General features: G+C 61.1%; 14 protein-coding genes. 11 read left to right on the forward strand and 3 right to left on the reverse strand.

Features of this window, described 5'->3' with window-relative positions; all coding sequences use genetic code 11:
- Positions 1-10: 10 nt before the first annotated feature.
- Positions 11-2,662 (reverse strand): TonB-dependent receptor, encoded by a 2,652-nt coding sequence (locus O6Y00_RS19910; RefSeq protein WP_353444276.1) that lies wholly within the window; start codon positions 2,660-2,662, stop codon positions 11-13.
- A 350-nt stretch (positions 2,663-3,012) separates the two neighbouring features.
- On the opposite strand from O6Y00_RS19910, the gene O6Y00_RS19915 reads away from it, so the two are divergent.
- The 11 genes from O6Y00_RS19915 (at position 3,013) to O6Y00_RS19965 (ending at position 17,064) form a co-directional block, all read left to right on the forward strand.
- Positions 3,013-4,950, forward strand: coding sequence for a flavin-containing monooxygenase (locus O6Y00_RS19915; RefSeq protein ID WP_353444277.1), 1,938 nt, complete (start codon positions 3,013-3,015; stop codon positions 4,948-4,950).
- Positions 4,947-5,705, forward strand: a complete 759-nt coding sequence (locus O6Y00_RS19920) for a crotonase/enoyl-CoA hydratase family protein (RefSeq protein ID WP_353444278.1) — start codon at positions 4,947-4,949, stop codon at positions 5,703-5,705. The genes O6Y00_RS19915 and O6Y00_RS19920 overlap by 4 nt, the downstream gene beginning before the upstream one ends.
- A gap of 42 nt (positions 5,706-5,747) precedes the next feature.
- On the forward strand, positions 5,748-6,593 hold the full coding sequence (locus tag O6Y00_RS19925; RefSeq protein ID WP_353444279.1) for a 3-hydroxyacyl-CoA dehydrogenase family protein: 846 nt from the start codon (positions 5,748-5,750) through the stop codon (positions 6,591-6,593).
- A gap of 31 nt (positions 6,594-6,624) precedes the next feature.
- On the forward strand, positions 6,625-7,806 hold the full coding sequence (locus O6Y00_RS19930; protein ID WP_082445142.1) for an acyl-CoA dehydrogenase family protein: 1,182 nt from the start codon (positions 6,625-6,627) through the stop codon (positions 7,804-7,806).
- A 10-nt stretch (positions 7,807-7,816) separates the two neighbouring features.
- Positions 7,817-9,337 (forward strand): AMP-binding protein, encoded by a 1,521-nt coding sequence (locus O6Y00_RS19935; RefSeq protein ID WP_056413773.1) that lies wholly within the window; start codon positions 7,817-7,819, stop codon positions 9,335-9,337.
- Positions 9,334-10,140: an ester cyclase gene (locus O6Y00_RS19940; RefSeq protein WP_353444280.1), complete on the forward strand. Its 807-nt coding sequence runs from the start codon at positions 9,334-9,336 to the stop codon at positions 10,138-10,140. Before O6Y00_RS19935 ends, O6Y00_RS19940 begins: the two co-directional genes overlap by 4 nt.
- A 1-nt stretch (position 10,141) precedes the next feature.
- A complete protein-coding gene (locus tag O6Y00_RS19945) occupies positions 10,142-11,068 on the forward strand; it encodes a 3-keto-5-aminohexanoate cleavage protein (protein WP_353444281.1) in 927 nt (308 codons plus the stop codon).
- Between the two features lie 2 nt (positions 11,069-11,070).
- Positions 11,071-11,862 (forward strand): cyclase family protein, encoded by a 792-nt coding sequence (locus tag O6Y00_RS19950; protein ID WP_353444282.1) that lies wholly within the window; start codon positions 11,071-11,073, stop codon positions 11,860-11,862.
- A 323-nt stretch (positions 11,863-12,185) separates the two neighbouring features.
- On the forward strand, positions 12,186-14,774 hold the full coding sequence (locus O6Y00_RS19955; RefSeq protein WP_353444283.1) for a TonB-dependent receptor domain-containing protein: 2,589 nt from the start codon (positions 12,186-12,188) through the stop codon (positions 14,772-14,774).
- A gap of 20 nt (positions 14,775-14,794) precedes the next feature.
- Complete coding sequence (gene bktB, locus O6Y00_RS19960) at positions 14,795-15,973, forward strand: beta-ketothiolase BktB (protein ID WP_353444284.1); 1,179 nt, start codon at positions 14,795-14,797, stop codon at positions 15,971-15,973.
- Between the two features lie 458 nt (positions 15,974-16,431).
- The gene (locus O6Y00_RS19965; protein WP_353444285.1) at positions 16,432-17,064 is read left to right on the forward strand and encodes a tyrosine-type recombinase/integrase; all 633 of its coding nucleotides are present in this window, start codon (positions 16,432-16,434) and stop codon (positions 17,062-17,064) included.
- 338 nt (positions 17,065-17,402) lie between these two features.
- On the opposite strand, the gene O6Y00_RS19970 is transcribed toward O6Y00_RS19965, so the two are convergent.
- The gene (locus O6Y00_RS19970) at positions 17,403-20,528 is read right to left on the reverse strand and encodes a type I restriction endonuclease subunit R (RefSeq protein ID WP_353444286.1); all 3,126 of its coding nucleotides are present in this window, start codon (positions 20,526-20,528) and stop codon (positions 17,403-17,405) included.
- A gap of 11 nt (positions 20,529-20,539) precedes the next feature.
- A complete protein-coding gene (locus O6Y00_RS19975; protein WP_353444287.1) occupies positions 20,540-21,820 on the reverse strand; it encodes a hypothetical protein in 1,281 nt (426 codons plus the stop codon).
- Between the last annotated feature and the right edge of the window lies 1 nt (position 21,821).

Raw genomic sequence — 21,821 nt, forward strand, 5'->3', positions numbered from 1 at the left:
CTCCAACAGATCAGAATTTGAACGTCGCTTCGCCACCGAACTGACGCGGTGCTGCGCGGACGATGTAGTCGCTGGCATAGCTGCTCTCGACGTTGATCGCGTTCGGGAAATACAGCTTGTTGGTCGCGTTCTTGACGTAGGCGGCCAGCGTGTATCGCGACGTCGAATACGCAATCCGGCCGTTGAGCACCCAGTAATTGCCCTCGCCGAACTTGAGCGGACCACGCCCGCTGTTCACCGAGCTTCCCGACGTGCCGACATAGTCGTAGCTACCGAAGGTATCGTACTTGAAACGCCCGGTATAGCTGCTGTCGACATGCAGGTTCAGCGCGCCGGCGCCGAGATCGAGCGCCTTCCAGTCGGCCCCCAAATTGGCGGAGAACTTGCTGGCATATGGAAACGGATTGCCGCCCACGTCGACGTTGCCACCGCCGGTGCTGAGGCAATTCCCCGCCTGGGGCGGGAAACCGGTGATCGGTGCGGCCGGGCACTGGCCATGATCATACGTGCTGTGCAGTGCGCCGATGCTGGCGTTCAGGCGCAGTCGGTGGGTCGCGGCAAAGGTCAGTTCCGCTTCCATGCCGGTCAGCTTGCCATCGAGGTTGATGAGGAAAGTGACCGAGCTAGGATCGATGATCTGGTTTTGCTGCTTCGAATAGTCGTAGTGAAACGCCGAGACGTTGAACTGCAGGCGATTGTCGAGGAAGCGGGTCTTCAGTCCGACTTCATAGGCGTTCACCGTCTCGGGCTGAACGAAATAAACCTGATTGGTCGACTGGAAGGCGAGGCCGTTATACGTGCCGCCGCGATAGCCATGACTATAGCTTGCATACCCGAAGATCACATCAGTGAACCGATAATCGGCGATCGCGCGCCCGGTAAGCTGCGACGATTTGTCATGTCGGTTGAAACGCCCCACCGCACCCTGCGACACGCCGATAAGATAGTTCGCATTCTGCCCATTCAGCTTGTAGTCCGACACCGTGTAGAGCCGAGCGGCGCCGGTATCGTCGAAATAGGTCGTCAGGGCGTTGACGTAACCGAACTTGTCCTTCGTATAGCGCAGCCCGCCGGTCAGCTTCAACTTGGGCGTGACCTCGTAGCTGCCTTCGCCGTAAATTGCCGCGGACTTGCGGACTTGCGTATAGTCCTGCGTCGCAAAGAGCCGGGTCGGGAAACCGGCGGGGTTAACCAGGCCACCGGGATTGAAATAGGTCTTCGGGTTGCCGATCGCCGCGTTGACGTCGCTGAGGAAGCCCAGGAAATCCGGCCGGTTGTTGGTGACGATCTTGTCGTATCCGTAATAGGCACCGACGATCGCCTTGAACGGTCCCGATCCATAGTCGAGCCGCAGATCCTGGTTGAAACTGCGCGACCGTGACTCATACCCGATGGCGCACACGTCGTACGGCGTGCCGTCGCAATCGATGAATGGCAACAGGCCAAGATGCGTGCGATCGTAGCCGGTGATCGAAGTTAGGTTAAACGAATCCGACAACGCGATCTTGGCGTTCAACACCGCGCCCCATGTCTCGATCCGTGCGGTTCCGATCGAGTTGCCCTCGATCTCGCGGAAGCCGATGCCGCGGGCGCTACGACTATATGGCGGCGGCAGGAACGGCGCGATCGCGGGAACATTGTAGAGTGGCCCCAGGCCAGCCCGCTGCAGGGTGATGGTATCGCTCGTCAGTTGGTTGCCGACGCTCTGCGGCGAATCCTGGCCACCGTTCGATTTGGCATAATAGCCTTTCAGATTGAGGTCGACAGTGTCCACGGGTTTGAAGCGCACCTGTCCACGAAAGCCGAAATTCTCGGCACCGCCGGGATCGATACCGGTCGCGCGTGTGCCGAACGCCACCGAGTCTGGGACATTCGGCGACGACTTGATCAGTGTCCCCGCCGGAACGCGGTTGCGCACATACGGGTCGGAGTCGACGTAGTTGCCGGCGATGCGGATGCCGAGCCGGTCGTCGACCGGCGTGAATTCGACCGCACCCTCGACGTTGCGTCGATTGAACGAGCCATAGCCGGCGGTCACATAACCGTTCTGGCCCGTAAGCAACGGCTTGCGGCTGATGAAGTTGATCGCGCCCCCCGTCGTGTTGCGGCCGAACAGCGTGCCCTGCGGGCCGCGCACGATCTCGACCTGATCGAGATCGTAAAGTTGCTGACCGTGGCTGGCCCGGAACGACTGATAGACCTCGTCGACATAGATGCCGACCGGTGACGCTGCGTTGGAGTTATATTCAGTCCCGACGCCGATACCGCGGATCGTGAAGTTCGGCTGCGCTTCGCCGTATGCCGAACTGACCTGAAGGTTTGGCGTCGAATTGTTGAGGTCGGCGGTGTTGAACACGCCCTTGGCGGCCAGCTGCTCGGACGTGATCGCGGTGATCGACACGGGAACGCGCTGCAGGTTCTCGTTGCGCTTGGTCGCCGTGACGATGATGTCGGCGAGCCCGACTTGGCTGGTCGCCTCCGTCGTGGGAGCGGCTACCGGCGTTTGTTCGGGCTGAATGGGCGTGTCCGCCTGCGCAAGCTGCACCGCGCCGGGCGCGGCGGTCGATGCAGGCACGGCTGGCGTGCTGGACTGCGCGTGGACGGCGATCGGCCAGGCGGCCACTGAGACCATCAGCATGCTTGCGACGGAAAATACCTTCATCAGCCCCTCCTCATCCAAGGCCCGTTATTTTCCACGGTGCCGTTGTGTCGGAATAGAAGCCTTTATTTTTGAATCGTCAACACAGGTGTTTCATTTTTATCGGGCTGCGTTGGTACTGCCCAAGATACCGCAACTGCGAACAATATTTTGCATCGCAGCATACTTACAGGGCGATTTCGTACCACCAAACCCGTGAGATCACGCTGCCGGAGGCATCATGCTTACGCTCCGCAAAACGAACTTTGCGGGTATCAGGCGAGGTTTATCAACAAAAGTGTTGACTATATCGCTGTGATTCTGACACGTATTTGGGGCAGGCAGCGAGCCTGGCCCGTGCCTTAGAGGGCGTAATGGACGATTTAAACGCGCTGACCATGGACAAGACATCGCTAACGGCGGCGATCGCGCGCGCGAATATTCCAACGCTGGCATGCGTGCTGGTGCAATTGACGGGTGATCGGGGCTGGATCGAAGGACGATTCGTGCCGACCCGAACCCGCGGGCTGGATGACAATGACGATGGCGGTTTACCCGTCGCAGTACAGGACGAGATCCGCGCGGCGGCGGTATCCGCGTTCGGCGCGTGGTTCGATGGCCGCCCGCCCGCGCTCACGAACCCCGACTATGCTCTGTTGGTCGCGATGATGAGCGTGTCGCTTGGCGAGGATATTGCCGCCGGGTACGCGCCGATGATCCGGCACGAGCTGCAGCTGGGTGGCGAGCGATCGTCGGTCGGGGACAACGAAGCCGTCGCACCACCGGAGGGGTTCCGCGCACTGATCATCGGCGCCGGTATCTCGGGGATGTGCGCCGCGGTCCAGTTCGCCGCTGCCGGCATTCCATACACTATCGTCGAGCGACGCCCGGACCTTGGCGGTGTGTGGTTCGAGAACCGCTACCCGGGTGCGGCCTGCGACGTGCCGAGCCATCTCTACTCCTTCTCTTACGCGCCCTATGAATGGTCGCGGTATTTTGCGGGGAGCCGCGAAATCCATGCCTATCTGCAGGATGTCGCCGACCGGTTCGACATCCGCCGCCATATCCGGTTTGGTCTGGAAGTCACCGAGGCACGCTGGGATGCGAATGCGGCCAAGTGGCGGGCTGACGTCGTCGATGCGAACGGGGCGGCGGAAACGCTGACGGCGAGCATGATCCTCAGCGGTGTGGGTGCGTTCAACAAGCCGCGCTTGCCGAACATTCCGGGGATGGACCGGTTCGAGGGGCCCAGCGTCCACACCGCGCGCTATCCGGATGCAGGGATCGATCTCGCCGGGAAGAATGTCGTCTTGGTCGGCAACGGCGCGAGCGCGATGCAGGTCGGCCCGGCCATCGTCGACCAGGTCGCCTCGCTGACGGTGGTCAACCGCACGCCGCAATGGGTCGCGCCGTTTCCCAAGTTCAAGCAGGCGATTCCCGAGGAACTGCAGCAGCTGATGCAGGCGATGCCGTTGTACCGGCTCTGGTACCGGTTGCGACTGAGCTGGGCGTTCAACGACAAGCAATATGAGGCGTTGCGGCAGGACCCTGATTGGGACGGCCAGGGCAAGTCGATCAATGCGATCAACGACTCCCACCGTCGCGGACTGACCGCGTACATGAAAGCCGAACTCGGCGAGCGTCAGGACCTGTTGCCCGACATGATCCCGTCCTACCCGCCGTTCGGCAAGCGGATGCTGCTCGACAATGGCTGGTATCGGATGCTGGCGCGACCGCATGTCGAGTACGTCAACGGCGCGGTGACCGAAGTCCGGCCGCACGGCATTGTGACGAGCGACGGCAGGACTCACGATGCGGATGCGATCATCTGGGCGACCGGGTTCGACGTCGTCAATCTGCTCGCGCCGATGCGGGTCGTCGGGGTCGACGGTCGCGATCTTCACGGCGACTGGGAGGGCGACGACGCACGCGCCTATCTCGGCACGACCGTGCCGGGCTATCCCAACTTCTTCTGCCTGTACGGGCCGAACACGCAATACGGGCATGGTGGCAGCCTGATCTCGGTGCTCGAACGGCAGATGCACTACGTCATGTCCTTGCTCAGGCAGATGTTCGCAAAGGGGATCGCGACGGTCGATGTGCGGCAGGATGTCCACGACGCGTACAACGCAAAGGTCGACGAGACGCATGCCGGGCTCGTCTGGACCTATCCCGGCGTCGATGGCTATGTCCGCAATTCAAAGGGGCGGATCGTCGTCAACAACCCGTTCCGCATCCTCGACATGTGGCGGATGACCGATACCGCTGACCTGGACGACTACCACGTGACCCGTGAACGGATGTCGGCATGAGCGTGGTGGTCGAACGCCGCGCCTCGGTGCTGGTGATGACGATCGATCGGCCGGCGCAGCGCAACGCGGTCAACCGCGCCGTTTCGCTGGCTCTGGCCGAGGCGCTCGACGTGCTGGATGCGAATCCGACGTTACGCGTTGGAATCGTCACCGGCATGGGCGGAAATTTCTGTTCGGGAATGGACCTGAGGGCGTTCGTCGACGGCGAACGACCGGAACTCGAAGGTCGCGGGTTTGCCGGCGTCACCGAAAAACCGCCCGCAAAACCATTGATCGCCGCCGTCGAAGGCTACGCGCTGGCGGGAGGGTGCGAGTTGGCGCTCGCGTGCGACCTGATCGTCGCAGGCGACACCGCGATGTTCGGGTTGCCGGAGGTCTCGCGTGGGCTGGTCGCGGGATCGGGCGGGCTGGTGCGGCTACGCGAGCGCATCCCGCCAGCGATCGCGCTCGAATATGCGCTGACCGGCGCGCGAATGGACGCCGCCACTGCGCACCGCTGGGGCTTGGTTAACCGGCTCGCGCTGCCCGGCAGTGCGCTGGAAGCGGCTCTGACGCTGGCGAACGAGATTGCCGGGAACGCACCGCTGTCGGTGATGGCGAGCAAGCGGATCATGGCCGCGTCGCCGGACTGGCCGCTTGATCGACGGTGGGACCTGCAACGCGACATGGTCGAGACCGTGCTCGCTTCCGTCGATGCACAAGAGGGCGCGCGGGCCTTTGCGGAGAAACGCGCGCCGGTCTGGCTCGGCGAATGACTCACAATCGCAAATCCGCTGCAACGGAAGAGAGGATGTGACGTGACGGACGATATCGCAGTGATCGGCGGCGGCACGATGGGCGTGGGTATCGCCTATGTTGCAGCGTTGGCCGGACGAAGGGTCCACGTCGTCGAACCAGACGCGACGCGCGCTGCGATTATGGCGCGAACGGTCGAGACTACGCTGGCTGGCGCAGTGTCGCGTGGCAAGTTGGACGCCGATGCAGCCGAAGCTACCGCCGCCCGCGTCGTTCGCGTCGAGACGGTGAAGGCGATTCCCGAAGGCCTGGCGCTGATCGTCGAATCCGTACCCGAGCGGCTGGATCTTAAGCGTGACGTCCTCTCCAGCGCGTCCGTCAGGTCCCCCCAGTTACTCGCCACCAACACCAGCGCGATGTCGATCGACGTGCTGGCCAAAAGCGTACGGGATCCGTCGACGTTCCTCGGGCTGCATTTCTTCAATCCGGTCTGGTCGATCAAGCTTCTCGAGATTGTGCAGGGCGCCGCCACCTCTTCGGACGCGCTCGCGCAGGCCCGTACATTCGGCAAGGCGATCGGCAAGGAGACGATCACGGTGCGCGACGTACCGGGATTCGCGACCAGCCGGCTCGACTTCGCGGCGTCTCTGGAAGCGATACGGATGCTCGAGGACGGCGTCGCCAGCGCGGACGATATCGATCGCGCCGCAGTGCTCGCCTATCGCCACCCGGTCGGCCCGTTGCGGCTGAGCGATATCGTCGGCCTCGACGTTCGGCTGGAGGTCGCACGTGCGCTGGAGGCAGCGCACGGGCCACGCTTCGCACCGCCAGCTATGCTTGCGAAAATGGTCGCCGAGGGCCGGCTCGGCGCAAAGTCTGGGCGCGGTTTCTTCGACTGGCCCGCCTGACATTCCATAAGATCTACAAGGAACGTACCGCATGTCCGCTCAACCAATGTTCTTCTCCCCCCTAGTCGACACCGCTGATCACCACCGCGAACTGCGCGAAAGCGTCGCCAAGCTGGTCGGCAAGTTCGGCCGCAAATATTATCAGCAATGCGTCAAGAGCGGTGAAGAACCGGTCGAACTCTGGCGTGCGCTGGGCGAGGCCGGGTTTCTCGGCGTGCACATCTCAGAAGAGCATGGCGGCAGCGGCGGCGGGATCGGCGACTATAACGTCGTGATCGAGGAGTGTGCTGCGCAGGGATGCCCGTTGCTTTCGCTGGTCATCAATTCGATCACGGCGCCGATCATCGCTGCGCATGGTTCGCCCGAGATGAAGGCCGAATGGCTGCCGGGCATCGCCAACGGTACCAAGAAGATCTGCTTCGCGATCACCGAGCCGGATGCGGGCTCCAACACGCACAAGGTGAAGACTGGTATCGTGTCCAACGGCGACGGGTTCGTGCTCAACGGCTCTAAATACTGGACGTCGGGAATCGACGTGTCGGACGCGGTGATGATCGTCGCCCGCGATCCGGAGATGGAGACGGGCGACGGGCGCTCAGCACTGTCGTTGTTCCTGCTGCCGACCAGCGCACCGGGGCTCAGCTACCAGCCGATCGATGCCGCGGTGATGACGCCCGAGAAGCAGTTCACGACTTTTTACGACGACATCCAGCTCGACGCATCGATGCTGATCGGCACGCGCGGTGCGGGCCTGAAACAGGTGTTCGTCGGACTGAACCCTGAGCGGGTAGCAGCAGCGGCGATCAACAACGGCATTTCGCGGTTTGCGCTCGACAAGGCGGCGCAGTACGCGCGCGATCGCAGTGTGTGGAAGACACCGATCGGCCAGCACCAGGGCGTCGCGCACCCCCTCGCCGAGGCGTATATCAACGTCCAAGCGGCGCGCCTGCTGAATGCGCGTGCAGCGCAGCTGTACGACCAGGGCGAGGATGCTGCCGAAGCCGCGAACATGGCAAAGTTCGCCGGCGCCGAGGCGTCGCTGAAGGCACTCGACCAGGCGATCCAGACGCATGGCGGCAATGGGCTGAGCTACGAGTACGGGCTTGCCGACCTGTGGTTCATCGCCCGGTTGCACAAGACCGCGCCCGTCAGTCGCGAGATGATCCTGAACCACGTTGCGCAACACAGCCTTGGCCTGCCGAAAAGCTACTGAGGGGCGAACGATGCAACCGACCCTGCTGACGCTGATGCAGCATTTCGCGGCCGAGACACCGGACGCGAAGTGCCTCGCGTTTGACGACGAGCTGCTGACGTTCGCGGATATCGATCGACGCAGTACGCAGCTGGCCAACGTGCTGCGCGAGCGCGGCGTGGGTGCGGGGGACCGGGTGGCGCTGCTGTCGCATGCGGCGTGCGTGTTCTACGAGCTTGCCTACGCATGCGCGAAGATCGGCGCGATCATGATGCCGCTGAACTGGCGACTGGCGGCGGGCGAGATCGCGGCGATCATTGCGGATGGCGAACCACAGCTTGTGCTGGTGCAGGATGTACTGGCCGATCGCCTTACCGGCGTAGCGGTCGAGACGATCGATCTGACGGCGTTCGATGCGTTGCGCGACGCAGCCTCCGATGTGCCACCGAAGATTACGGTCAATCCCGATGCGGCTACCCTGCTCCTCTATACGTCGGGGACCACGGGGGTGCCGAAAGGCGTACTGATCAGCCAGACCAACCTGTCTTATGTCGAGCGGATGGCACGCGAGGTATGGGCGTTCACCGCTGACAGCGTCAATCTCGTGGCGATGCCGCTCTTCCATATCGGCGGGATCGGCTACGGCATGATGGCGCTCAGTCAGGGCGGGCATACCGTGCTGCTCGAAAAGCTCGACCCGGCCAGTGTGGCGGCGACGATCGACCGGCACGGGGTGACGCACACGTTCTTCGTCCCGACCGTGGTGCAAAGGCTGGTCGACCATGTCGACACAGGCGGCATCGCGCCGCAGGGACTGCAACGCATTCTCTACGGTGCGGCCCCGATCGGCGAACCGTTGCTGCGCCGCGCGATCGCGCTGTTCGGCTGCGAGTTCAGCCATGCCTATGGCGCGACCGAGACCGCCGGGACCGTCATAAGCCTGCCGCCGCACGAGCATGATCCCGATGGACCGACGCCCGAGCGGTTGCGATCGTGCGGCCGGCCCTTGCCGTGGGTCGAGTTGCAACTGGTTGATCCGGACACCGAGGTGCGCGTCGCACCCGGCGAAGTCGGCGAGGTCCGGATCCGGTCGGGGATGGTGATGATCGGCTATTGGCGGAAACCCGCCGAGACGGCTGCGGCGGTCACGCCCGATGGCTGGCTCAGGACCGGCGATGCCGCCTATTGCGACGGCGAAGGGTTCGTCTTCATCCACGATCGCTACAAGGACATGATCGTGTCAGGTGGAGAGAACGTTTATCCGACCGAGATAGAGAACGTCCTCGGCGCGCACCCGGATGTCGGCCAGGTCGCTGTGATCGGCGTGCCGCACGCAAAATGGGGCGAGACCCCGAGGGCGTACGTGGTGCCGCGGATCGGTGCAGACCCGGACGAGGCGGCGATGATCGCCTACACGCGCGAGCATCTGGCGCATTACAAATGCCCGACCTCGGTTCGCTTCGTCGGTGCACTGCCGCAGAACGCGTCCGGGAAAATACTGAAAAAGGATCTGCGCACGCTCGACCGCGCGCGGTCGGAAATTGTGGCATGACGTTGTCCCCCCAGGCACGCGCACTACGCGGGTTCGCAGTCGATTTTTTGACCTCGCACGATCCGCAAGCTGTCGAATGGGTGATGGACCCGGCCTATAAGCTGTCGATCGGTGGACACGTGTTCGACGGGCGCGACGACCAGTATCTTCCCGCAACCGCGGCACAACTCGATCAGTTTCCGGGACTGACGGTAACGGTCCACGACACGATCCTCGGCGTCGACGGTGTGGCGATGCGCTTTACCGAGCACGGCGCATCGGTGCGCGACGACGGTCGCGTCGCATCATGGCGCGGGATCACGGTATTCCGTCTAGCTGGCGAGCGGTTGTCGCATGGCTGGGCGGAGGAGGATTACTTCGCCCGCAAGCGTCAGTTGAAGAGCGGCCTGCCCGACGCGGTTGCCGCCCCTGCTCTCGCGCCGTGGGATCAGCCGGTACTGCCGCCCGATCCCGCAACCGAGGCGATTGTGCGCGATTGGTTGCCTGGAATGATAAGGGCTGCCGCAGTCGAGCCCGTGCTAGTCGACGGACCGGACTTTGCCGCGTTGGTCGAGATCGATACGCTGACGATCTCCCACATGTTCACCGCCGGCCCCCGCGCGGCCGCGCATGTCGAAAGCCACGGACGCTATGCGGGCGGGTTCGTCGACATCGACCGGGCATTGGTCGGAGAAACGGTCATCCTCAGATTGGCGGCGATTATCGACGTGGCCGACGGCACGGTTTCACGCGCGCAGGTATCCGGCGACCGGCTCGGGCTCCATCGTCATCTGCTCGCCCTGCAACGCGAGCGGAAAGGGTAACATGGCCAAGATCATCATCACGTGCGCGGTGACAGGCGGCGCGCATACGCCGAGCATGTCGGACGCGCTGCCGATCACGCCCGAGGCAATCGCCAACCAGGCGATAGCTGCCGCAGAGGCGGGCGCTGCGATCCTGCATCTTCATGCGCGCGTGCCCGAGACGGGACAGCCGACCGGCGATCCGGACGTCTACGCGCAATTCCTGCCGGTGATCCGCCAGCGTACCGATGCGGTCGTCAACCTGACCACGGGTGGCTCGGCGACGATGCCGCTCGACGATCGGCTGGCGGCGGCGACGCGCTTCAAGCCGGAGATGTGCTCGCTCAACATGGGCAGCATCAACTTCGCGTTCCACGGCGCGGGGCGGCGAATCACCGACTGGAAGCACGCGTGGGAAAAGGACTATGTCCTCAACTCCGACGACTATATCTTCCGCAACACCTTCCGCGACATCGACCGGATCATTACGACGATGCGCGAGGGCGGCACTAAGTTCGAGCATGAATGCTACGACGTCGGCCACCTCTACAACCTCGCGCATTTCGTCGCTGCGGGGATCGTCGAGCCGCCGTTCTTCATCCAGATGATCTTCGGCATTCTGGGCGGGATAGGTCCCGATCTCGAAAATCTGATGTTCATGAAGGCGACTGCGGACCGGCTGTTTGGGCGCGACTCGTATCAATGGTCGGTGCTGGCGGCGGGCAGGCACCAGATGCCGTTCCTGACCCAGGCCGCGCTGATGGGTGGGCATGTCCGCGTCGGGCTGGAGGACAGCCTCTTCATTGAACGCGGCGAACTGGCGGTCTCGAACGCGCAGCAGGTAGCGAAGATCGTCCGCATTCTGCACGAGATGGGGCATGAACCTGCCACGCCGAGCGAGGCGCGCGCGATGCTCGACCTCAAGGGTGGCGACCGGGTGGAGTTCTGAGCATGGCACGCACGATCATCGACCTATCGGTGTTCCTCGAAAACGACGTGATCTCCGATCCGCCCGGCTACGGCCCGAGTATAGAATACATCGATCACAAGGCGTCGGTCCCGGGGTTGCTCGGCTTTTTTCCGGGTTTGGCAGCAGACGACCTTCCCGACGGCGAGGCCTGGGCAATCGAACGCGTTGCGCTCACCACGCACAATGGAACGCACCTCGATGCGCCGTATCACTATGCGTCCACCATGGATGCCAAGATTGGAGATGGCGGCAAGCGCGCGATCACGATCGACGAGGTACCGCTCGATTGGTGCTTCCAGCCCGGCGTCAAACTCGACTTTCGGCATTTCTCCGACGGCTACGTTGCGACCGCTGAGGACGTCGAGGCGGAACTGGCGCGGATCGGACATACGCTGTCCCCGCTGGAGATCGTCGTCGTCAACACCAGCGCGGGCAACCGGTTCGGATACGACGATTATGTCGCTTCGGGCTGTGGCATGGGACGCGACGCGACGCTGTACCTCACGGAGCGCGGCGTGCGCGTGACCGGCACCGACGGCTGGAGTTGGGACGCGCCGTTCGTCCATACCGCAGCTGAATATGCGAAGAGCGGTGACGCAGGACTGATTTGGGAGGGTCACAAGGCCGGGCGCGACATCGGCTACTGCCATATCGAGAAATTGCACAACTTGGAGAGCCTGCCGGCAACCGGGTTCACGATCGCCTGCTTCCCCGTAAAGATTCGTGCGGCATCGGGCGGATGGACACGCGCAGTGGCGATACTCGATTCCTGAGCCGCTTGGGTTGCATATATCGTCAACGCCTGCGTGGATTAACTGCTCTTTCCCCTACTCGTCGGAAGGCAGAACGAGCCGCTGAAAAAGTGTAACGCGCGCTTCTGTTTGTCAGCACGACCTGTTTGATGTTGCGTAATTACGCCTCCAACCGATCACCCAAGTTATTGTCAACGTTTCTGTTGACAGTCGACGGAAGGCGCGCCTAGCTTTCGACATGTCGGGGGGGAGGTTCCCTCACCGACCACCACAGCGGCTTCGGCAGACCATCTAAAACTGGAGGTCGGCCGGATAATCATACCGCGACACAGGAGGAGGATGGCATGAAGGTGCGTTCATATCGTTCGGTCCGGATCGGCGCGCTTGCCGCCGTCTGTTCTTCAGCATTGATAGCGGGGACCGCGCTCGCGCAGTTCGCACCCGCCCAGGGCACGCCGGTCCCCCCCGCCGCTTCAGTCGCCGTCCCGTCAGGCAACCCCACGCCGCTTGAGCAGGCCACGGATGCCGCCCCGGTCGCCAGCGACGCAGACATCGTTGTCACCGCGCGTCTCCGGAAGGAAGGGTTGCTCGACGTGCCCGTCGCCGTGTCCGTGCTGTCGGCCGCAGAAATCAACAAATACAACGCCACCGACCTTACCAAGATCGGCGAACTAACCCCAACCGTGATCGTCAGCAATTATCGCACGATCGGTGGCGGTTCGATCGCGATCCGCGGGATCAGCTCGCCGCCGACGCAGGTTGGGTATGAACAGCCCGTCTCGGTTGCGATCGACGGCATCCAGTCGTCCTCCGGGCGCGTTGCGACACTCGGATTCTTTGACATCCAGCAGGTCGAAGTGCTGAAGGGCCCGCAGGCGCTGTTCTTCGGTAAGAACAGCCCGGCCGGCGTCATCTCGATCACCACCGCAGGACCGACCGATCGCTTCGAGGTCGGCGGACGCGTCGGTTATGAATTCGTCGCCGACGAAGTCTCGGGCGAAGCGCATGTCTCCGGCCCGATCACCGAGACACTTGGCGGCCGCGTGGCGATCAAGCACCGTGATGCGAAGGGCTGGCTCTACAACAACGCGCAAGTCGCGCCGAACCCGTTCTTTCCGGCCGCACTGCCCGCGTCGACCGGAACGCTACCCGGCGCACCGGGTCGCAGGGTCGGGGACGACGAGACGATGGGTCGCGTGACGCTCGAGTACAATCCGACCAGTGCATTTTCGGCAAGCGCAAAACTGTTCGGGCTGATCGCGCATGATCAGGGCGGCGGCTCGTTCTCACAGAATATCGGTCCGTGCACGGGCGACCGGCCACGGTCGTTCGGGGTCGCCGATCCGTTCGGCGATTGCCGCGCCGACAACCAGACCAGCTTCAGCAACATCGTCCCCGCGATCGCCAACCGCATTCCCGCGCTAGATGGTGACAACCGCTCGCGCGGGCTGAATAAGGCGTACACGGCGTCGCTGGTGCTTAAATACGATACCGACGACTTCAACCTGTCGTCGCTGACCGGCCGCATCTACAACCGGTATCGCAGCGTATCGGGCCTGACGCACACCGTCGACAACGCGCTGACCACGTACGAAGACACCAGCTACGCTAGCTTTAGCCAGGAATTCCGCCTGCTGACCAAGCTTGACGGGCCGGTCAACTTCCTCGTCGGCGCGTATTACGGCGACACTCGCGACGAACTGTACAACGACACCAATTTTCGCGCCGACATAAGCTACAATCCGTTCAACGATAGGATCGAGACGTACGAGAAGGACGCGTACCTTACCGGCCGCACCTATTCGGTGTTCGGCCAGGCAACTTGGCTGATTGTGCCTAAGCTCGAACTTGCCGCTGGCGCACGTTACACGTCGGAGAAGAAGAAGACGCGGAACCAGAACCTTTATGGCATAAACTCGGCGCTGGGCCGGTTTAATACTGCCGCAACCGTGTTCGCAAGTTCGACCGACCAGACTCCCGGTATCCTCGCGGGGACCTTCAAGGATGACAACATTTCGCCCGAGGCGACGTTGTCCTACCATCCGGTGGCCAATTCGACGCTGTACATCGCCTACAAGACCGGTTTCAAATCGGGCGGGTTCGGGATCACCAGCCCGATCCAGACCAACACGACGCTCGCCGACATCGATTTCGATTCGGAAACGGTGAAAGGCTTTGAGGCGGGCGCCAAGGGTGAGCTGTTTGACCGGCGGCTGCGACTGACTGCATCAGCCTTCGCATACAACTTTAGCAATCTGCAGGTCACGCAATACGACGCTAGCACGATACGATTCCAGATCAGCAACGCCGGACAGGTACGCCAGCGTGGTGGCGAGCTTGAGGCCAATTTCGACGCCACACGGATGCTGCGACTGCATGCCGCGGTTGCATACGTACACAACCGGTTCCGCGATTACACCGGCCAGTGCTACGGCTACACGATTCCAGCGGCCGTTGCGCTTACCGCCGCTGCACCGTCCGGATGTTCGTTTGTGACCAACGCGACGGGTACGCGGACTTTGACCGCGGCAGGGACGCCGATCCTGCAACAGGTGCTCGACGGCCGAGCCCCCGCGCGTTCGCCCGACCTGACCGGCAATGCGGGCTTCGAGCTGACCATCCCGGCCAGCAATGATTTCGAAGTCGGGGTGACCGGCGATACCTTCTATAACTCCGCATACTTCGCGAGCGACTCCTTTGCGCCCGCCTCCAAGCAGAACGACTTCTGGCGGTTCAACGCGAGCGCCCGCATCGGGCCGACCGACGGCCGGTGGCAGATGTCGCTGATTGGTCGCAATCTGACGAACAAGTACTATCTGCTGTTTGCGGGTGATCGCACCGGCGGCACTAGCATTCCACTTACGCAGGGCGAGCAGCGCGGAGTCGTGGCGCGCGGCCGGGAAGTCCTGCTGCAGGCAAGCTTCAAATATTGAACAACGTCGGAGAGTCGAGCGTGAAGCCAGTGTATATCGTGTCGGGCGTACGGACCGCGATCGGTGATTTCGGGGGCAGCCTGAAGGATCACGCGCCCGCGGACTTGGGCGCGAGCGTCCTCGCCGAAGCAGTGCGGCGAGCCGGGTTGACGCCCAACGATATCGAGCATGTCGTGATGGGTCAGGTGATCCAGACGATACCGCAGGACGCGTATCTGGCGCGGGTCGCGGCACTCAAGGCTGGGGTTCCCGACCGCGCCCCTGCCCTGACACTCAACCGGCTATGCGGATCGGGCCTGCAAGCGATCATCTCGGCCGCGCAGATGATCGCACTCGACGAGGTCGAGATCGCGGCAGCCGGCGGTGCAGAGGTAATGAGCCGGTCGCCTCACCACGTGCCCGCGGTTCGGTTCGGCCAGAAGATGGGCGACGTGCAGATGGTTGATGCGATGATCGCGGTCCTGAGCGATCCGATCGACGGCTATCACATGGGCATCACTGCGGAAAACATCGCGCGCGATCACGACGTCTCGCGGGTCGATCAGGATGCCACCGCGGTCGAGAGCCACCGGCGGGCGGCGCAAGCGCAATCCGAAGGACGGTTCGACGACCAGATCCTGCCGATCACCGTCAAACAAGGTCGCGGCACACGCGAATTCGCGGTCGACGAACACGTCCGCGGCGACGCGAATGCCGACTCGATGGCGAGTTTACGCCCTGCCTTTCAGAAGGCCGGCACAGTGACGGCAGGCAACGCGTCGGGGATCAACGACGGTGCCGCAGCCGTGATTTTAGCGTCGGCATCTGCGGTGGAGGCGCGCGGCCTGACGCCGCTCGGCAAGATTCTTGGTTGGGGTCATGCCGGCGTTGCGCCCAGCCACATGGGGTTGGGGCCTATTCGGGCGGTACCAATTGCACTCGAACGCGCTGGTCTGACGCTTCACCAGATCGACGTGATCGAATCCAACGAAGCCTTTGCCGCACAGGCCTGTGCGGTATCGCGAACGCTTGGGTTCGACCCCGACAAGGTGAATCCGAACGGATCGGGTATATCGCTCGGCCATCCGGTCGGTGCGACGGGGGCTATCCTGACGGTGAAGGCTCTCTACGAACTTGCCCGCAACGGCGGCCGCTACGCTCTCGTGACAATGTGCATAGGCGGGGGGCAGGGTATAGCGATGATCGTCGAACGCGGTTGAGAGGATTCGTGGTCTCCTTGGGGCAGAATCATTCTGTTTTGTGAGCGGCAACGAGCGAACGCTATCGACAACGCAAGATGCGGGAGTGACGCTAGTTCTGATATCATTGACTTTAGACGCAATCCTTCGTCCCAGCTTCACCATCTCATGAATGTCTTTCAACCACTGCGCCTTAATTGGCCCTCGATCTTAACTTGTCTGCTTCACCGCCAACTTTAGTCTATCGCTATCTTCAGTCTAGAGTAGAATGAGCTTTTCAAAGCGGTTGAGAACCTTGTCGCCGATACGTTAGCATCGAAGCTTCGTTTTGACCCAATTACAGACATCCACCTGCTGACACAGATTTCCCAATCTCTACCGTTCATTCACCGGCATCGCCGCCAACCATAGATGGGAACGGCTCCTTTACCTTCTTCGATGTAGGTTGCGGCGCTAACTCGATACTGTGGAGATATGCGATGGGGCACTCATCGTTAGATCCAGCATTTCGTGAACTCCGCCCCTGGAATGAGGGTCGCGTGCGAGGCGCGAAGCGCGCCCTCAAACCACAGCAAGTTTGGGCCATTCGATTTTGGCTTGACCAGCACCGACGTCTCCGGGACCGAGCTCTTTTCGACTTTGCGATCGATAGCAAGCTGCGCGGCTGCGACGTCGTCAAGGTGCGGATCGGCGACATAGTCGCTGGCGGCCGGATCCGGGATCGCGCGGTTGTAGTGCAGCAAAAGACCAAACGCCCCGTGCAGTTCGAAATCGTCGAACCGGCACGCAAAACGTTGCTAGCGTGGCTTGAGCGTCGTGGCGGCACTTTGAACGACTTCGTCTTCCCAAGTCGCAACGATTATATGGATCACATGAGCACGAGGCAGTATGCTTGCCTTGTTCGCGAGTGGATCGTTGGTATCGGCCTCCAAGCTGAGGATTACGGCACTCACTCGCTTCGACGCACTAAGGCATCAATCATCTATAAGGCGACAGGAAATCTACGCGCGGTGCAGATCCTGCTCGGTCATGCGAAGATTGAGAGCACGGTCCGCTACCTTGGCGTTGATGTCGAAGACGCTTTGGAACTGTCAGAGCGGACGGAGGTCTGACTCAATCATTGACCCATAAGTCGCCATTCAATGCCCTTCCCAGCATTCCCAACTTCAGACGCTCGTTAATCTACCAGTCGGGCGATCAATCAGCCACTAAAGTCGGCATCGGAGGGCAAGGATTGGGATTAAGCTGTCGTTCCCAACCGGCTTCCAGATGTCGATTTCTTCGAAGAGCCGACATTCGCCTGTTCGGCCATCACGGTAATTAAACGAGCAGGGCGGGCCGCGAGAACGGCCTGCTATGGGGTTTGGTTGTAACAAGCAAACCGTTCGGGCCGGGCCAGCCCTAAACTGGAGGAAGGTTTCGAAGGCAAATCGAACACGGCCCAACTTCCTTAGATACCATCCCGCAGGAGAAAGTTGCTCAAAAAATTAGCAGTCTTGATATTAACCATGAACATTGGGAGTGAACTACCTTCAAGACCATCGAAGTAAGCCTTTGCTTTATCCTGATCTACTGTTTCCCTAAGATCATCAAACTGACCATACTCATTGAGATTAGACTCCGTGAGATGAGTGCTCATTAAAGCGATCAGCTTCGCAGCATCCAACCCCAAAGCTAAGGCGATAGTCGCCACTTTTTTATCGATTGCTGCTATATTGTATTCTGTCAGGTAGTCTCGAAAGGTTCGATTGGGGTCGACTTGCACATCACCGCGTTGGACGTCGCGCAAGAAAATCCTGGCGAACTTCTGGTCCTCCTGTGAGAGCGACGTGAACGACTTATGTAACTCGGCTAAGGTCGCCTCCTTGGACGAACCGTCTCCGCTTTGCAATTCCTTGAGGTACTTGGCAAAGCGCGAGTTCATGTAGTCGGCGTCGATCTTGCCGGTGTCGATCTCGGTGATGTGGCTGTCGATGTCGAACGGAATGCTCTCTCCGGCACCGCCACCGCCAGCCCCCAGTTCCTTGTAGCGCTGCAGCAGCGTCAGGTATTGCTGCTGAGTGATCGCCACCGCTATCGTTTGCTTGGGCTCGGCGTCGAATTCGTAGACTGCCTTGTCCCAGATGAAACCCTGAATCTTGGCTGCTTCAAAGATCGCGCTGAACCGGTTGAACTGTTTGGCGAAAGCTGCCCGCGCAGCCAAGTCGTCGGGTAGCTTGGCGAAGTCAGTGACGCCCGCCGCGCTAAAGATGGCGCTGATTTCGATGAAGCAGTCGTTCAAGCGCTCCAGGTTCCGGGGCAGCTGGTCGGCAAAGAGGCCGATGGGCTTGTCACCGGAATACAGTTTCACCGCCGCTTCCACGTTGCGCTTCATCACGTGTGGCTTGCGGTAGTAGCGGATCGTGCCAAACGGCTTGTCGGGCCCGAACAACCGATTGGTGCGCGAGAACGCCTGAATTATGTTCTCGTATTGCAGCAGTTTGTCGCAGTACAGCGTGTTGACCCACTTCGAGTCGAAGCCAGTGAGCATCTGGTGCACCACGATCAGCAGATCGAGCCGCATCTCCGGTTCGGCCTCAACCCGGATGTAGGGCGCCTTGTGGGCCAGTCTTGCTGCCAGGTCCTTCTTGAAGTTCGCGTGGGTTCCCATGTCGAACCTGTGGCCATAGGTGGTGTTGTAGTCCTTGATGATCTCTTCCAGACCTTCTGACTTAAAGGCTGGATCGGTACCGCCGGTGTCGTCATCGCTGATGTGTGGGTCGAACAGCGCGGTGATCTTCAGCGTCGGGCACTGCGCCTTCATGAGGCGGTAGTAGATGATCGCTTCGGTGATGCTGCTGGTGGCAAAGATGGCGTGGAACTTCCCGGCCTGGCTCAGCACCTCCCAGTTGTCGGCGATGTCCTTCAGCACAGATTGGCGGTGCTCGTCGCGCTCGTACTGGGCGTTCGGCAGGTAGTCTTCAATGCCGCGCTGGTACTCGCCAGCCGCGTCGCGGTAGCCAGCCATCGGCACGTCGTTCATGTACCGGTTGAAGACCTTTTTCTTCGCCGCGTCCGCCAATGCCGCGGCCACGGTCGCTGCCTTGGCTCTTTCCAACGCCACCGCCTGCCGCAGGTCACGGTCACGGTAGGTCAGAACTTGGTAGGGGTCGAAGCCCAGCACGTTTTTGTCGCGGATGCCGTCGGCAATGCTGTAGCGGTGCAGCTCATCCCCGAAGACATCCGTCGTTGTGTTGTCCTTGCGAACGTTCTCCTTGTGGATGGGCGTGCCGCTGAAGCCGAAAAACACAGCGCCCGGGAAGCTCGCCTTGATGTCGGCCAGCATGTCGCCAAAGGTGGAGCGGTGGCACTCGTCCACGATAAACACGATGCGCTTGCCGCGCATGGTCTCCAGATCGTGCGTCTTCAAGCCATCGGCGTCGTTCGTGATCCGGCTCATCTTCTGGATAGATGTGACGATCAGGGTGTCTGCGGGTGCGGTGCTCTTCAACGTCTTAACCAGCACCCCGGTGTTCTCGGTAGCCTGCACCTGGTTGCTGTCGCCGGCAAAGTCCCGGTAGGCCTTCAGCGTCTGCGTGCCCAGTTCCACCCGGTCCAGCACGAACACTACCTTGTCGGCGTCTTTGGAGTTGGCGATGAGCTGGGCCGACTTGAAGCTCGTCATCGTCTTGCCCGAACCTGTGGTGTGCCAGATGTAGCCACCCAGGCGGCTGGGGTTCTTCCAGTCGGTCTTGGCCACCTTGTCTGAAATGGCGTGCGCGGCATAGTACTGGTAGCTGCGCATCACCTTGAGCACGCCGTCGGCCTCGTCAGCCACGGTGTAGAAACCGATCAACTGGTGCGCCATGGGAATGGACAGTAGACTGGAGGTGAAGCCTTTCCAATCGTTGATGGGCTCGTTGTTGAAGTCGGCCCAGTGGAAGGCGTAGTCCTTGTTGAACTTGCCGTCCGGCCCGGGGTTGGCGAAGTACAGCGCCTCGCCAGGCTCCATAGCCACAAAGATCTGAACCAGCGAGAAGAGACCGGTGAACACGCCTTCGCGTGCGTACTTCTGGATCTGGTTGTAGGCTTGGCTGACCGGCACACCGCTCTTCTTCAGCTCGATGTGAATCACCGGCATGCCGTTGATCAGCAACAGCAGGTCTCCCCGCCGGTCATGCTGAAGCTCAGAGGCACGGGCGTAGCGCGGCTGCTGGGCGATCTGGTACCGGCTCTGCCCGGCGGCGATCTCATGCCGGTCGTAGACCTTCAGGCTCACCTCCTTGCCAAAGTGCAGCGGGTCAGCCGGGTTGTCCCGCGTGATGGCCACCGTCTTGCCGTTGATGAAGCCGTTCAGCTTCAGCGGTGTACGCAAGGCCACGATCTGCTCCATCACCTGCTGCATCTCGCTGTCGGTCAGCGGCACCTCGTTCAGTCGGTCCTTACCTCGGTTGTTCTCGAAGAGGATCTGCTTCCAGTTCGCCAGCAGGTCGGCCTCGCTGGGGCACTTGATGACCTGCAGCTCTCCCCAGCCGCGCTGGCGCAATTCGTGGATGAGAGCGGCTTCGAATTCAGACTCATTGGCAAAGCTAGTCATAGGTGATGTACTCAAAGCTCAGACAAAATCATCGGTTCCAAGAATGATGACTTGATTTGCCGGAATTTCTGGATCTGACGCGCGTGTCGCCTGATCAGCAGGTCCAAGTTATAGAAAAACGCACCGATCCTTCGTTGCTCGGCTTCGTGGGTCGGGAACCGGACGCGTAGCCGTTTGATTGCCTTCTTTGATATTGAGAGCACCTTTGTGCCCTGCATGATGGGCAACAGCTGTGTATGGAAGGCATCCGAGTTCAGGTAGTAGCCGAGAAAGAAGGGGGCGAACGAGCTTTTTGGTCTAAATGCAATCGTGTGAAGGCCTGCAACGACTATCTGATTGCCTATGTTGCGAAGCTCGGTACACTTGCCGACGGCCTCATCCTCGGCCGCATCCGCCATCACTATGTCGCCATCCCTGAGACGGGACGAGCTAAGTTTCTCCACAATTGCGTCGCTGGAGACCAGTGGTATGTTATCAGTTCGCGCATCCAAGACCTCACCGAATTTGGTGAGGATGTCCCCGTAGTGAACGTTCTTGGCCAAGCCAGAGCGGTAGTTTAGATTGGCCCTCGAAAGGCTATTGTTTGCGATGCTCTCCATAGCTTTTTCGACGCTCTCTTCCGCCCAGCTTCCTTGGAAGCCTTTGAACCGGATGCCTGGAGCACCTTCATCAGGTTTGGGGAACATTTTCTGAAGCATCGCCTTCTTTAGCGCCATTAGCTTGTCATGTTTGCGCTGATGCAGAGCTATGAATAGATCTAATTCACGGAAGAAGGCTCTAATACGACTCTGTTCCGTGACATGGGGGATGGTGACGACACGCTTCTTCCAATCGTTAGCATCGAAAAACAGCTTTTCAATGTCCACGCCGTACGAGCTTAGAAAGAACTTCCTACGCATCGCGGGCAAGCTCGCCACGATGGTGAGAAACTCCGTCAGGAGCGTCTCGCTGTCGATGGCGGTCAGATATTCATTCGACACGATGGCGCCATCCAAGGCAGGGGGCACGATGCCGGTCGCCCCGTGCACCACCTGTCGCTTGGAAATGACGAAGTCACCCGGCTTGAGCTGGGCGTAGTTCTTTACCAGGATTTCGCGCCCTAGAAGGTGGCCACGAGAAACGACACCTTCGTTGCGCCGTTTGACCGTGATGAGCTCGTAGCGCTGCTCGTCCTCCAGCACGATAGGACGACGCTTCTCGGCGAGGACGTCGCCAATCTTTTCATCCGCCCACGGCTCGCTGTACGCCTTGAACCGGATGCGCGGCACCTTGCCAGTGATCTGGTCTGCCATG

The sequence above is a fragment of the Sphingomonas faeni genome (assembly GCF_040407565.1).
In the GTDB taxonomy this organism is placed as follows: Bacteria; Pseudomonadota; Alphaproteobacteria; order Sphingomonadales; family Sphingomonadaceae; genus Sphingomonas; species Sphingomonas faeni_F.